Below are 14689 nucleotides of genomic sequence, written 5' to 3'. Positions count from 1 at the left end.
AAATTTCAAAATCTCATTTCGTTGTTTCCATTCCGGAAAGGGGGATTTTCATGCTTGCATTTCTTGCTCAGTCCTGGGGAACGCTTTTGATCGGCGCACTCGTTCTGCTTGTGGTCGTACTGGTTATTCGAAAACTCCTGCACGACCGAAAACAAGGAAAATCCTCTTGCGGCTGCAACTGTGCACATTGTCCGAATGCAGGAATGTGCCACTCCCACACGGCCCCGGATGCGACCCCGGCTTCGAAAAAAATTAAATGATTTCCCTCTCCTCTCTGAATGGTTTGATTCTGTTTTCGAAGCTTTCAAAAGAAGGAACCGTATCGACACGATACGGTTCCTTCTTTTATATACGCATATACTTCCGCGTCATGCTCTGGAGTTTGACTTTTGCGGCTGTTTTCTTCCGCACAAGCGTTTGGAGAACCCCCTGCAAGGGCTGTGCAGTTGCAGAGCCTTGCGATAGGAGGTCCGTCTTGCATCCGCATTTACATTTGGACGAACACTTTGTTTTTGTGTGCCGATTAAAAATTTTTAGATTTCAAAAAAACTGCATTTTCTCGAGAGATGTTTTGCGGCGCTCTACGCCTCCACGTTCGGCTTTTAGCTCCCAGCACACCACTTTCCTTTTTGAAAGTTTAACCGCATTTAGGCGGCATTTTGCAAGCAAGAAAACACGTCTGGTTTCCAAAAAAGTTTTGCTACAATTTGTAAGCATGGATCCCGCTTTCACTTTCGACTAAAAGTCGGGAAGAAAAGACGACCACCGAATTCTCCGGATAACTGGGTACCGTTTCCGCTCCCCTCCATTTCAGGTTTAGATACCTGCTTTCCAAACACAGTTTTGTTTCTTCGGCCTCTTTGTTTACGCATGGATCCGGCTGATTGGCCGCTTGCTTCTGCAGACCTTTGGTATTCCCTGTCGCCGACTACGCTTGCCCTGTTGCCGTCTCCTTTTCTGCTCTCTGAAGAAACGCAGCCTTTCACAAAAAAGCCCCAAAGCAGCGCGCACTATCGCCACATAAAAGGTATCAAAAAAGGGCCTCTGTTTTTGAAACAGAGGCTCTTTTGAAGCTTTATTAGTCAAGGATATAAACATTCATCGTACGAATTCCAAACGAGTAGCAATCACTCAGCGTGTCATAATAGAGATCCGCCAGATAATCGCCATACAGGAACGCTCCGCCGGTATCTGCAGCAACTGCATACCCATAGACGAAGCTGCCGTCCGGAGAACAGATATACAGCCGCGTCCCATACGGAATGACATTGGGATTGACCGCCACATTGCCGACGGCTGCCGGCAATCCGGAAGCGGTTGTACCACCGCCGGTATAAGCCGAACAGCTTCCTGTCAGCACCGCGCTGTAGGAGATCGTATTCCCATTGTGATCCACTAGCGTGGAACCGCTCGTGCTTGCTTCCGCAGAGCTGCTGGAAGAAACCGTTTCCGGTTCTTTTGTACCAACGAGCACCACCTCATCAACCGGTTCCTTTGTAACCTCGTTGCTGAGCTCCTCACTCTCAATGACCTTTCCGTCCAAAAGCTTTTCTTTCTTTACGATGGTACGGACTCCGGCTTCTCCCGCTGTTTCAACAGCGGTTTCTCCAAGATAAAGATCTTCGCTTTCTTTTTCAACAATCTCGTAAGAAATCTTTTTTTCTTCGGTCTTTTCGCGATACGTCACACGGCCGACCTCGATGGACATTCCGTCATAGACTGCCTCATCCAGCGAGACGTTCAATTCGTCCTCTTCGCCAAGCGTGATTCCGGCCGCCTTCAAAGCATCTTCCACCGTGCCTGCCGGAACGATCTGCTTCTCTGTCGTTCCGTCCGCGGTAATTTTCACTTCGAACTGCGGCAAAAACCGGATCGTCATGCCAGAACGCAGCTTCGTATCTGCCGACGGCTCCAACAGGACTTTTTCGTCCGGAACCAGATTTTCTTCAGCAAGAAAATCCGAAACCGTATCTCCTGTATGCGCAATGCATTGCTTCTCGCCGTCTTCTGTCTGCAACGTGACAAAGAACGCTCTGCGAATGACCACCTTATTGGCGGCAGCGTCGTAGGATACGGCGTCATCTGCCATCAGCGGCGGCATTCCGCAGTCGTGCACAGCAGTCTGTGCAATCGATGCAGCACTCATCTGATACGTCTGTACCGGAAGCCGGTATAACGCGCCGTCATCCATTACCGTTGCTTCGGTTTCCCGATAAATCGTAAGCACACGGGTTTCCTCTGACAGAACTGCAGTATCGTACCCTTCTAAAGGTGCAATCCCATACGTCTCCGCCTTTTCCAGGATTTTCTCCTGGTTCAGGCCTGCTGTTTCAAACGTTATGCTTTCTTCGCCGTCTATCACGGTCACGTCTATCATGGCAGCCATAACGGAAACAACCGAGGCGATGCAGATCATCATCATGACTGCAATTGCAATCATGCGTTTGACCGCTGCGGTCAACCTCATCTTTGTTTCTTTCTTAACCATAAAAAGTCCTCCTGCGATCCGTTCCTCTCAATTATAAAATTGAGTCCGTAAATCCTTGACTGTCGTTTCGCAGTCTTCTGCGAAATACGCTCACCGCAATATGGCAAGCCCCTGGAACGAATTACAGATGCTAGTATATCGGATTTCTTTACGATTGTCAAATTATTTTCGCCATCGGTTTTGTGCATTATGCTTAATTATGTATTTTTTTAATTCTAATATAGCAAAATTCAGTTCCAAAATCCTATTTTTGAATTTACATAACTGTTTTTATTTTCCTTTTCATGTGTGCAAAATGCTGTAATTTCAAAAATTACAAGTTTGTAACCGAAATAAATTTTGCTGAAAATGAATATATATTCTGAATATTTCATTTTTTGTCAAATATCGTTCTTGAAATATCTCGATTTATTGAAAATTTGCAGCAAAAAAGATTCGTTTTATGAATATTCATACATTTCATTTTCTTTCGGTTTTTTCAAATATATTCCAGAAACGTATCAATTCTTACAAAGGTCTTACAAAATTTTGAAATATCCGCCTCTGAATCCCATGCTTGCGCAAATGCCACCGCAGGAGCAGTTCGCCGCATTTCGCTTTTCCAGACGACTTTAAAGCAGAATACAATGGAGCGGCAGGATCCTATAAAAGACAAAGCAGCTTACACTTCGTTAAAACGTCATCGCACACTTTGCGCTTTATCTATCCAATCAGCGCCACCCAACATCCTTTTTCCACACAAAAAAACAGGCAGGGAAATTTTTCCCTGCCTGTTTGAAATTCATATTGGCGTTTATGCCTGCACGTTCTTCTTGAGCAGTTCGAGCTGTTCGCGAAGTTCCTTCGGAAGCTTGTCGCCAAATTTCTTGTAGAACTCTTCGATGCCGTCGGCTTCTTTTGCCCACTGGCCGTTCTTGACTTCCAGAATGGACTTGAGCGTCTCGCGGTCGAGGTCAAGACCTTCGATATTGATATCTTCTGCCTTCGGGACATATCCGATTGCTGTCTCAACAGCATCCGCTTCGCCCTTGCAGCGATCAACGATCCATTCGAGGACGCGGAGGTTATCGCCAAATCCCGGCCAGATGAAGTGGCCTTCTTCGTCCAGACGGAACCAGTTGACATTGAAGATCTTCGGAGCCTTATCGCCGAGCTTTTCGCCCATGTCGATCCAGTGCTGGAAGTAGTCACCCATATGGTATCCGCAGAACGGAAGCATTGCCATCGGATCACGGCGAACCACGCCGACTGCACCGGTAGCTGCAGCTGTCGTCTCGGAAGCCATGATCGAACCTACGAACACACCGTGGTTCCAGTCACGGGACTGATATACCAGCGGAGTGGTCTGCGCACGGCGGCCGCCGAAAATGAACGCAGAAATCGGCACACCGGTTCCCTTGTCGAACTCGTCGCTGATGCACGGGCAGTTCTTTGCCGGCGCGGTAAAGCGGCTGTTGGGATGCGCACCCTTCTCTGTAGAAGTCTTGCCGTTCCAGGGGTTGCCCTTCCAGTCAACCGCATTCTCCGGCGGATTCTTGTCGAGGCCTTCCCACCAGACGGTATTATCGTCGAGGTTATGCACAACGTTGGTAAAGATCGTGCCCTGGCGTGTAGAAGCCAGCGCATTCGGGTTGGATTTCTGGTTGGTTCCCGGTGCAACACCGAAGAAGCCGTTTTCCGGATTGATCGCGTAGAGACGTCCGTCCTCGCCGATCCGCATCCAGGCGATATCGTCGCCGACTGTCCAAACTTTGTATCCCTTGGCTTTGTAGCCCTCCGGCGGAATCATCATTGCGAGGTTGGTTTTGCCGCAAGCAGACGGGAACGCTGCGGAAACATAGGTGATTTCGCCATTCGGCGCTTCAATACCGAGAATCAGCATATGCTCTGCCAGCCAGCCGTTTTTCCAGCCGAGATAGGAAGCAATGCGCAGTGCAAAGCACTTTTTGCCGAGCAGAACGTTTCCGCCGTAACCGGAGTTTACGGAAATAATCGTGTTGTCCTCGGGGAAATGGCAGATATAACGCTTTTCCGCATCGATATCGCATTTGCAGTGCAGACCGCGTACCCAATGATCGCTGTCGCCCAGCACTTCGAGAACGTTTGCGCCCACACGGGTCATAATCGCCATGTTCAGAACGACATAGATGGAGTCCGTAACCTCAATTCCGATTTCGGAAAGGGAAGAACCGACCGGTCCCATAGAATACGGAATCACATACATTGTCCGGCCATGGTAGCTTCCGCGTGCAATGTCATACAGCATTTTGTATGCTTCCTGCGGATCTTTCCAGTGGTTTGTCGGACCTGCGTTCTCCTCTTTGCGGGAGCAGATGAATGTGCGATCCTCTACACGTGCAACGTCGTTGACCGCCGTACGGTGCAGATAGCAACCCGGAAGTTTTTCCTGGTTGAGTTTAATCATCTCTCCGGACTGGCAGGCTTCTGCGCGCAGCGCTTCGAGTTGCTCTTCGGAACCGTCAATCCAGACAACCTGATCCGGGTTGACAAGCGCCTTCATTTCTTCAAGCCAAGCGATTACTGATTGGTTATTCGTCATGTTCTTCTCCTTTCGGCACAAAAATGCTGAATAATAATAAAATGAACGTTATACACTTTTATTATACCGGATTTCCCGCCCAAAATCAACCATAATTTCTACAAATCATTTCCTATCCGGCGTTCTCCGGCGTTTAAAAACATCCCGGTTCTGCAAGATCCGCATTGGCGCTTGCATTCAATTCCATACCGGCTGTATGTCCGGCCAGAAACTCATAATATCCCTGCGACGCAATCATCGCTCCGTTGTCCCCGCAGAAGGCGCGTTCCGGCATGTAAAGTTTCCATCCGCGCGCACGGCATACTTCCTCCGCCCGGCGCCGCAAAAGCCGGTTCGCTGAGACGCCGCCTGCAAGCACAAGTTTCTGACTTCCGGTCTGCTCTGCTGCGGCAATCAGATTCCCAATCAGAGATTCCACCACTGCATGACGCAGCGACGCCGCCATATCCGGCACCAAAACAGTTTCCCCTTTTTGTTCTGCATTATGAATACGATTGATGACCGCTGTTTTGAGTCCTGAAAAACTAAAATCCAACGGCGCGCCGTCTACATGCGGCCGCGGCAGCGGGTACGCATTCGGATTTCCGGTCTCCGCAATCTCATCAAGCTGCACACCGCCCGGATAAGGAATCCCCATCGCACGCGCCGCTTTGTCAAAGGTTTCGCCGGCTGCATCATCACGCGTGCTTCCAAGCACCGTAAACCGGGTATAGTCCTCCACCGAAAGCAAATCCGTATGGCCGCCCGAAACAACCAGACATAAAAACGGCGGTTCCAGATCCGGGTTCGACAGATAGTTGGAGGCAACATGTCCGCGCGTATGATGAACCGGAACCAGCGGAAGTCCCGAAGACAGCGCCAGTCCTTTTGCGAAATTCACGCCGACCAGCAGCGCGCCGATCAATCCGGGCGCACAGGTCACCGCAATGGCATCCACCTCCGAAAGAGACAGACCCGCATCGGCAAGCGCCTTTTTGGTCACCGGAATCACCGACTCACAATGGCTGCGCGATGCAATCTCCGGTACAACACCGCCGAACGGCTGGTGCTGCTGAATTTGAGAAAACACCGCAGAAGAGAGCAGACGCCGTCCATCCTCAACAATTGCCGCTGCTGTCTCATCACACGAGGACTCAATTCCCAATATTTTCATGTTCTGTTTCTCCTTTTTCTTCCGCTGTCAGGAAGCGCGTATAGATCACCGCATCTTCTTTCGGGTTCTCATAAAAATCGCGGCGCACGCCCGCCTTTTCAAACCCCATTGCCTGGTAAAGCCGCTTAGCAATTTCATTGCTCAGACGCACTTCCAAAGTCAGAAAGTCCGCATTTTGCGCTTTGGCATACCGGATCAGCGCACCTAACAGCCCACGCCCGATTCCATTCCCGCGCCAGTCCGGATGAACCGCCACGGTATCGATGTAGCATTCCCCGCAAATGATATGCATACCGGCGCATCCTACCAAAATGCCGTCTTTCCTGTGCGCGCCCACAAAGTAACACAAATTCGGTTGTGCAATCGCCTCTGCAAGCGACGTCCGGCTCCACGGGCTTGAAAAGCTCAGCCGCTCGATTTCCGCCGCAGCACCCAGATCTTGTTCTGCAAGCGGGGCAAACCAGTCCTCACGATCCTGCATGCAGCGCCTCCAAATCGGTTAGCAGCCGCTTTATGCCTGCAGAAAGCTGATCCCGGCAGATACGATATGTTTCCAAAGAACCCCCGTAGGGATCTGCGATCGGGTCTCCCAGCACATAAATCCGGTTTCCCGGAACGCCTGCAGCCTTCAGAATCCCGACGGGCGCTTGTCCCATCACTGCAAAAACGGTGTCCGGCGTAAAATCTTCCGGCGCAAGTCTCCGCGCCCGATGTGCGGAGAGATCGATCCCAAGTTCTTTACAGGCAAGCACTGCATTTTCACTGGCCGGGGCACCCGTTTCCGCGCAAAACCCCGCACTCGAGCAGGGATAACGCTCCGTAACGCCCGCTTCTTCCGTCGCCTTCCGGAAGAGTCCTTCCGCCATGGGACTCCGGCAGGTATTGCCGGTGCAGACAAATAAAATTCTCACATAAACTCCCCCTTATCCCTTGGCATCATACCAGGTTTTCCCGATCTTTGCTTCCGCAACCAACGGGACCCGCAAATCGGCAGCATGCTCCATTTCTTCTGTAAGCAATGCTGCAACCCGTTCTGCTTCCTCCTGCGGTGCCTCTACAATCAGTTCATCGTGTACCTGTAAAATCAGTTTCGCACGCATTTTTTCCCGCTCCAGCCGCTCACAGACCCGAATCATTGCGATTTTGATGATATCGGCTGCTGCGCCCTGGATCGGCATGTTTCGCGCAACCCGTTCTCCAAACGCCCGCAGATTGAAATTGCTCGAAGCAAGCTCCTGTAAATAGCGCCGGCGGCCAAAAATGGTCTCCGCATATCCGCGCTCCTTTGCTTCCCGGATTGCGGTATCCATATATGCTTTCACGCCGGAGTAATGCTCCAGATAACTTTGGATATACTGCTCTGCTTCCTTGCGGGAAACGCCGATATCCTTGGAGAGAGAAAACGCACCGATGCCATATACGATTCCGAAATTGACCGCCTTTGCGCGGCTGCGCATTTCCGGCGTCACCATTGCCTCCGGCATATGGAACACCTGCGCCGCTGTTGCGCGATGGATGTCATCCTCCCGGCGGAATGCGTCAATCATGTTCTCATCATTTGCCACATGCGCCAATACGCGCAGTTCAATCTGCGAATAGTCCGCATCCACCAGTGTCCATCCGGGCTTTGCAGTGAAAAAGCGGCGCATCTCCCGTCCGAGCGCCGTCCGCACCGGGATATTCTGCAAGTTTGGTTCCGTAGAGCTGATCCGGCCGGTACGGGTTTCGGTCTGGTTAAAGCTGGAATGAATCCGTCCGTCCGCGCCGATGACTTTCAGCAGCCCGTCGCAATAGGTCGATTTCAGCTTGGTCAGCGTCCGATACCGGAGCACCATCTCGACTGCCGGATGCTCATACCGCAGGCTCTCCAACACCTCGGCGCTGGTAGAATAACCGCTCTTGGTTTTCTTTCCGTGACGCAGGCCGAGCTTTCCAAATAACGCCTCCCCCAGCTGTTTCGGGGAATTGATATTAAAGGCATAGCCCACTTCCTGATAAATTTCGGACTGAAGCGTTTCGATTTCAGCCTGCATTTTTTCGCCAAATGCTGCAATTCCGTCTGCATCCACGGCGACGCCGGTTTCTTCCATCTCGGCAAGCACGCGCGCAAGCGGGAGCTCGATTTCATCAAACAGCTTTTTCTGCCCGTTTTGTTCCATTTCTGCTTCCTGTTTGTCCGCAAGCGCAGGAAGCACCGCCGCTTCTCCCAAAAGTTCTTCTTCCATCGCAGGCGCCGAAATTCCGTATCCGGCCGCCATCCGGGAAATTTGATAGTCTGAAGAGGAAGGATTTAAAAGATATCCCGCCAGCAAACAGTCCATACACACGCCGGAAAGTGCACAATTCTGCAAAATCGCCTCCCGGTACAAACGCTTTCCGTCAAAGGTGCGTTTGCGAATCGGCAGTCTGCAAAACGCCCGGAAAAATGCAGGATCATTCTGCACCTCGCAAATTTCATCGCCAATCCGGAACACCAGCCGGGTACAGCGTCCCTCTTCAAAAACCGATAAAAAGTCGGCGGCTCCCTGATCTGCCAGACGCGCAAGCACCGCCGCGCCGTCGGCATACCGCTGCACCGGCAGACTTGTCTGCGGACAATCCTGCGCGTGTTCCGTTTTATCGGCGGGCAGCAGTTTTTCAACCTGTGAAAACATCTCCAGCCGCACAAGAAGCGCCTTTGCCCGCTCTGCGTCCGGTGCTTTCTCTACATACGCCTGCGGATCCGATTCGACCGGCGCTTCCCGGCAAATCGTGCCCAAAAACAGGCTCATGCGCGCACTCTCTTCCCCGGCCCGCAGCTTTTTAGCCAGCGCCGGTTTCATGGTTTCATCCTCCAGATGTGCATAAACGTTTTCCAAACTTCCATACTGCTGAATCAGTTCCCCCGCGCCTTTTGGGCCAATCCCCGGCACGCCGGGAATATTGTCGGAGCTATCTCCCTGAATGGCTTTGATGTCAATCAACTGCCGGGGAGAAACGCCGTATTCCTCCCGAATTTTCTCTGCGGTATAGAGAGTTGACTGTGACGCGCCGAACTTTGTTGTCACAAGGCGAACGGTCGTCTGATCCGATACCAGCTGCAGGCTGTCGCGGTCGCCCGTTGCAATCACACAGGAATTGCCGCTTTCTTCACAGGCGCGGGAAAGCGTCCCGAGGATATCGTCCGCTTCAAATCCCTCGCATTCTACCAGTCGATATCCGAGCAGCGTGAGCAATTCCTTTAAAACCGGCATCTGCTGCGCCAATTCCTCCGGCATCCCTTTTCGTTTTGCTTTATAGGCCGCAAACGCTTTATGCCGAAATGTCGGTGCGCGCAAATCGAATGCAATCGCCACTGCATCGGGCTGTGTCTCTTCTTTGATTTTTTGCAGCATCGTGAGGAATCCATAAATCCCGTTTGTAAACTGGCCGTCCTTGGTAGAGAGCAGTTTAATTCCATAAAAGGCACGGTTCAGGATGCTGTTTCCGTCGAGTGCAAGCAGCTTCATAGGAGGATCCTTTCTAAACTTTAAATTCCATCTTTTGTTTGGATCCGGACGCTTCTCGGCCGAATCCAATTTACAGGACATATTTCATTTATTATAACACTTTCCAAAGAAAAAAATAAGTGGTAAAATAACCGGAGATCCCAAGTGAAGGAGAGGATGCTTTGCTTCCGTTTGAAATGAACCGAAAACTTGCGCTTGCACCGATGGCCGGCGTGACCGATCACGCGTTCCGGGCACTTTGTATTTCCTTTGGCGCCGATTACTGCGTAACGGAAATGGTCAGTGCAAAAGCAATGCAAAATAAAGATCGCAAAAGCCTGCGCCTTGCTGCGCTTGCACCGGATGAGCACCCTGCAGCAATCCAGCTCTTCGGGGATGATCCGGAGGCGCTTGCGTTTTCTGCGAAAAGAGTCGCCGCCCTGTATGCACCGGAGGCCATCGATCTCAACATGGGCTGTCCTGCGCCGAAAATCGCCGCAGGTGGCGGCGGCGTGTCGTTGATGCGCAATCCGAAGCTGTGCGGAGCGCTTGTTGCCGCTGTAAAAAAAAGCGTCCCCGAACTTCCGGTCACAGTAAAAATTCGGAGCGGCTGGGACGACACCGAAAAAAACGCCGTTGAAGTCGCGCTGCGCTGTGAAGCCGCCGGCGCTGCTGCCGTCGCCGTACACGGCAGAACCCGCGCGCAGATGTATCGTCCGCCTGCAGATCTCGAAATCATCCGGGCGGTTGTCGACGCGCTGGAAATTCCCGTGATCGGAAACGGGGACGTCACTGACGGCCCCTCTGCTGCGCGGATGTTCGACGAAACCGGATGCCGCATGGTCATGATCGGGCGCGCTGCGCTCGGAAAGCCCTGGATTTTTAAAGAAATAGCGGCGTATCTCTCGAATTCCGAGTACACGCCGCCGTCTATTTCAGAACGTATGAAAATTATGGAACAGCACATTGAAACCATGTGCCATGAAAAGGGAGAACGCATCGCCATGCGGGAAGCCCGCAAGCACATCGGCTGGTATCTGGCCGGGCTGCGCGGCGCCGCCGCATTCCGCCGCCGGGCCGTGGCGCTGTGTGAACTCCGGGAGCTCCACCCGCTGGTGCAGGACATTCTGAAGGAAAATCCCGATCAGTAAAGCACCAGTGTCCCATCCTGTACAGAAAACCGGCAAAACCGCCGTTCACTGACGGATGTCACCGTATCGCAAAGATAGAATCCGCCTTTTCCGTCCTCAACCTGTGTTACAATATACCGGCCGTCCACACACGCAAGCATGGTTCCCAACTCCCGCGGATAGGAAAAACAATCCCCGGTATTGAGCAGGCCTTCCACCTCATAGACATCTCCCCGGTCCCGAATGCAGTAGACCCGCGCTGTATCTGCATCGACCAAATACCGGACAGCTTCCGCTTCTCCGTTCAGTTCCAATAGCGCCGTGACCTCCCGGGTTGTTTTGTCGACTGCACAAATCCGTTGATCCCCGGTTGGAAAATACGTTGCGCGGAAATAAAGCGATGCGGCATCTATGCCGGCATAGCGGAGCATTCCATTGGTCCCGCTTCCCATAATCGGCTCCAGCGGAAGATGGGCCTCCCCGCTTTTGACGGAGATTACAAAATCAATCAGCGGGCAAATCCAGATATCATCCCGGATTTCTTCCTCCATGTACTTGCGGTTTCGGTAGCAATATCGTTTTTCCGATTCACTGCCATAGGTCTGGAGAATCAAAAGCTGGCGCTGGCCGTTAAAATCATAAATCCGAAACTGTTCGGCACAAAGGCCGCAAAGACGCGGATCTTTGAGGTAATAATACTGTTGATCCTTCATATCATAGAGAAACAGGATCCGTGAAAAACCGGTCAATTCCCGATATTTCTGAAAAACTTTTCGGTGCGCTTCATTTTCTTCGGTAATCAGCAGAAGCCGCGTCTCATCCAGCGCAAGACAGCCGTAAAGATTTCCGAAAAACTGCAGATGCGCGCGCGCTGTTTCGGCCCCGCTTTCCTTGGAAACACGGGAAACCACGGCTTCGCTTTCCCCGCCCGACATCACGAGCACCGTTTCCTCCGGAAAATCAAAAAATGTGCAGACATCCTCCGGCGGAATTGCAATTCCAGACGCAACGGTACGGACTTCGCCAGTTTCTGCTTGGTAAACCTGAAGAGAAAGGCTCACGCCGGCGCTTGTGCGGGTTTCGCTGGAAAAATAGACTTCTGCGCCGTCCGTGGAAATCCATTCCACGCCGGCACCCTGGCCCCGAATATCCGCTGTCCGCACACGCACCCCTCCTTATCCGCCGCAGTCTAACTGTACTCTTCTTTGTATTATAACATTCTTTTTTCGATTGTGAAACCTATTTTGCGCCAGAGTCTGCAAAACGGCGCCCAAAGGAGTTTTTTGATGAAAGTAAAAAAATCCGGTGCAATCATTGAAGTGGATCTTCATGGTCTTCGCACCGAGGACGCCGAATACCGGCTTCTGCACCTGATTGATCACGCCGGTCCGGAAATCACGGAAATTCTCGTCATCCACGGCTACAGCCGCGGACAGGCGCTTCGGGATATGGTTCGGGAAACGCTTTCACACCCGCGAATCAAATCGCGCCTGAAAACGCTCAATGAAGGCCAGACCCGACTGCTCCTTCGAAAAAAATGAGGCATCCATGATGAAAGCCGCCAGTCACATGACCGGCGGCTTTTGAAGTCCGATTTTCAGGATAAAACGTACGGCTTTAAAAAAGCTGCCAGTATCATTCACCACCGCTTTCTGAACTGCTGGCCTGGCTGATGACATTGCCTTTTCCGTCATATCCATAATGTTCCAGCGTCAGTGCGAGTTCCGGGAAATCCTCTTCATAAATGAAATTGTTGACCAGGATATTGTTCCACTGAATATGCGGCGTCAAAACTGCCGCTTCATATCCGTTGATCAGAACCCACGGAGACTCATAAAACCCATCGACCGGCAGACGGAACTGTTCTGTCGGGTAATTGAGATATGTCTGCGCATTGGAAAGGATCGCCAGAATTTCCTCCTGCGTCAGATCGCTCGAAATCGTCGGCACGACTTCGTTTGCCATCTGCGTAATGGTAAGGATATCCAGCTTTTTCATTTTTTTAATCAAAGACTCGATCACATTCCGCTGCCGCTGCGTACGCCCCCAGTCAGAAGTCTGCCCGTCTCGAATCCGCGCATAGTACCGCGCCTGCAGCCCGGTCAGGTTGTTGTCTCCCGCAACCGCCCAGGCATTTTCTTCTCCGGACTTCTGGTTGATCCGATCCGCCTCGTCCTGTGTCAGTTCAATCTCCACACCGCCCGCAGTGTTAATGATTTTTTCAAACGCCGCGAAGCTGACTACCACATATTTATCGATGTCACAGCCAAAATTCTTTTCAATGGTTTTGACCAGCAGTTTGGGCCCACCAAATGTATATGCGGTGTTGATCCGGTTATATCCGTTGTCTTCTGCAATTTCCAGATACATATCCCGCATAAAGGACGTCATTTTCAGCTTTTGGTGGCGCCGGTCAATGGAAATCAGAATGATACTGTCCGTCCGGCAGGCCTCGCCGGTATAGTCATCCGTTCCCATAAGCAGCACGTTGAAAATCGCATCGTCATGATACAAATCACCGACCCGTTCCGGATCGTCATAGATTTCCTGCTGCGCTACCGGGCTCATTTTGGAAGGCGTTCCGTCGTCATTGACCGTATAGCTGGAGTCGCCATCATAGACATACATTCCGAGCAGATTTCCGGCATAAACAAATCCGACTCCGCCAACCAGAAAGATCAGGCTGAACACCAAGCACAAAACGCTCAAGACAATGGCTTTTTTGGAGCGCTTCCATGGTTTTTCCGAAGAAGATAGCTCTTCCATGCGCGGATTCTTTCCGCGGCGCAATTTGACATTTTGCGATGAATTGCGCCGGGATTTCTGGTTTCCGTGCCGGTGAACCGGCGTACTGTATCGTTTTCCTCGATTCTGATAACTCGCCATTTTATTCGCTCCTTTGTGCGTTTTTGGCCCGGTTCCTTTTCCTGATTCCCGGAACCGCGTCCAAATGCAGGTTGGCGGACGGACTGAATTTTTTTCGGATGCCCGCATGCTGCGGATGCATGCCGGGCGATCTGATCTTATTCCTGTTCATCCAGCGTCAGTTCATATGACGGCAAAAATTCCTGTAAAAAGCAGTCCACTTCCGGCATTTTCATCTCGGAAAGCGCCTGCCTTGTCGCTTTTTCGGCCTGGAGAAATTCCAGATTTCCTGTACTGCGTTCTTCCACGCATTTAATCAGGGCGGAAAGCTTGTCTGCCGCCTTTACAAATCGCAGCAGCTCTCTATTTTCCGGGGCAGCCTCTTCGAGAAGCGGCTGATAAGCGGCGCACAAATCTTCCGGCAGCATCGACAAAAGCCGCCGCTGCGCCATTTGCTCCACGCCCGCATACGCCTTCCGGATCTCCAAGCTGTAATATTTGACCGGCGTGGGCATATCTCCGGTAATGATCTCCGGCGCATCGTGGAAAAGCGCCAACACCGCCGCACGCTCCGCGTCTGCGCTTCCGCCAAACCGCGTATTGTGCAGGACTACCAGCGCATGCGCAAGAACCGCCGTTTCAAAGCTGTGTTCGCAAAGGCTCTCGTTCCGCGTGTTCCGCATCAGTCCCCAACGGCTGATATACTTCATCCGGGAGAGCATTGCAAAAAAATGCGCCATTCCGACAGTCTCTCTTTCTTTCTCAATTTCAAAATTCTGTTTTATTTTACAATACTTCCATATAAAAAGCAAATTATCCGCAAGAATAATTTTTAAATTATTTGTGAAAACATGATTTTTTCTATCTTCCTGGGAAAAAACATGGTATAATACTACCATTGATTGACAAAGTCATCCTCTTCATTCATAAACAGCATCCGGGCATAAAGACATTTTTGAAAAACACAGAACCTGTCTTTTCCCCGGATTTTTATTCTACATACGACACGGATCTGTTTTGTGAACA

The 14689-nt window shown here is 51.3% G+C and carries 12 protein-coding genes; 3 read left to right on the top strand and 9 right to left on the bottom strand.

What is annotated here, in order from left to right:
* Positions 1-50: 50 nt before the first annotated feature.
* Positions 51-260, top strand: a complete 210-nt coding sequence (locus tag IAG03_RS08570; RefSeq protein WP_249319703.1) for a FeoB-associated Cys-rich membrane protein — start codon at positions 51-53, stop codon at positions 258-260.
* Positions 261-1078: 818 nt separating this feature from the next.
* Here the strand turns inward: IAG03_RS08570 and IAG03_RS08565 are convergent.
* The 6 genes from IAG03_RS08565 to polA form a co-directional block, all read right to left on the bottom strand.
* Positions 1079-2488: a resuscitation-promoting factor gene (locus IAG03_RS08565; protein ID WP_249319701.1), complete on the bottom strand. Its 1410-nt coding sequence runs from the start codon at positions 2486-2488 to the stop codon at positions 1079-1081.
* A 793-nt stretch (positions 2489-3281) separates the two neighbouring features.
* Positions 3282-5048, bottom strand: a complete 1767-nt coding sequence (locus tag IAG03_RS08560; protein ID WP_249319700.1) for a phosphoenolpyruvate carboxykinase (GTP) — start codon at positions 5046-5048, stop codon at positions 3282-3284.
* A gap of 133 nt (positions 5049-5181) precedes the next feature.
* Complete coding sequence (gene tsaD / locus IAG03_RS08555; protein ID WP_249319699.1) at positions 5182-6201, bottom strand: tRNA (adenosine(37)-N6)-threonylcarbamoyltransferase complex transferase subunit TsaD; 1020 nt, start codon at positions 6199-6201, stop codon at positions 5182-5184.
* Positions 6182-6682 (bottom strand): ribosomal protein S18-alanine N-acetyltransferase, encoded by a 501-nt coding sequence (gene rimI / locus IAG03_RS08550; RefSeq protein WP_249319698.1) that lies wholly within the window; start codon positions 6680-6682, stop codon positions 6182-6184. Before rimI ends, tsaD begins: the two co-directional genes overlap by 20 nt.
* Complete coding sequence (locus IAG03_RS08545; protein ID WP_249319697.1) at positions 6669-7112, bottom strand: arsenate reductase/protein-tyrosine-phosphatase family protein; 444 nt, start codon at positions 7110-7112, stop codon at positions 6669-6671. The genes rimI and IAG03_RS08545 overlap by 14 nt, the downstream gene beginning before the upstream one ends.
* Before the next feature lie 12 nt (positions 7113-7124).
* On the bottom strand, positions 7125-9689 hold the full coding sequence (polA, locus tag IAG03_RS08540) for a DNA polymerase I (RefSeq protein WP_249319695.1): 2565 nt from the start codon (positions 9687-9689) through the stop codon (positions 7125-7127).
* 161 nt (positions 9690-9850) lie between these two features.
* Between polA and dusB the strand changes: the two genes are divergently transcribed.
* Positions 9851-10819: a tRNA dihydrouridine synthase DusB gene (gene dusB / locus IAG03_RS08535; RefSeq protein WP_249319694.1), complete on the top strand. Its 969-nt coding sequence runs from the start codon at positions 9851-9853 to the stop codon at positions 10817-10819.
* Here the strand turns inward: dusB and IAG03_RS08530 are convergent.
* On the bottom strand, positions 10813-11961 hold the full coding sequence (locus IAG03_RS08530) for a hypothetical protein (RefSeq protein WP_249319693.1): 1149 nt from the start codon (positions 11959-11961) through the stop codon (positions 10813-10815). The genes dusB and IAG03_RS08530 overlap by 7 nt on opposite strands.
* Positions 11962-12084: 123 nt before the next feature.
* On the opposite strand from IAG03_RS08530, the gene IAG03_RS08525 reads away from it, so the two are divergent.
* The gene (locus tag IAG03_RS08525) at positions 12085-12339 is read left to right on the top strand and encodes a Smr/MutS family protein (RefSeq protein ID WP_249319692.1); all 255 of its coding nucleotides are present in this window, start codon (positions 12085-12087) and stop codon (positions 12337-12339) included.
* A 94-nt stretch (positions 12340-12433) separates the two neighbouring features.
* Here IAG03_RS08525 and IAG03_RS08520 read toward each other — a convergent pair whose 3' ends face one another.
* Positions 12434-13684, bottom strand: a complete 1251-nt coding sequence (locus tag IAG03_RS08520) for an LCP family protein (protein WP_249319691.1) — start codon at positions 13682-13684, stop codon at positions 12434-12436.
* A gap of 137 nt (positions 13685-13821) precedes the next feature.
* Positions 13822-14403 (bottom strand): 5'-deoxynucleotidase, encoded by a 582-nt coding sequence (gene yfbR / locus IAG03_RS08515; protein WP_249319690.1) that lies wholly within the window; start codon positions 14401-14403, stop codon positions 13822-13824.
* Positions 14404-14689 lie beyond the last annotated feature (286 nt).

The sequence above is a fragment of the Yeguia hominis genome, assembly GCF_014384705.1.
GTDB classification, from domain to species: Bacteria; Bacillota; Clostridia; order Oscillospirales; family Acutalibacteraceae; genus Yeguia; species Yeguia hominis.
Note: the sequence above shows the minus strand (reverse complement) of the source record. Positions and strands in the feature narration are given on the sequence as shown.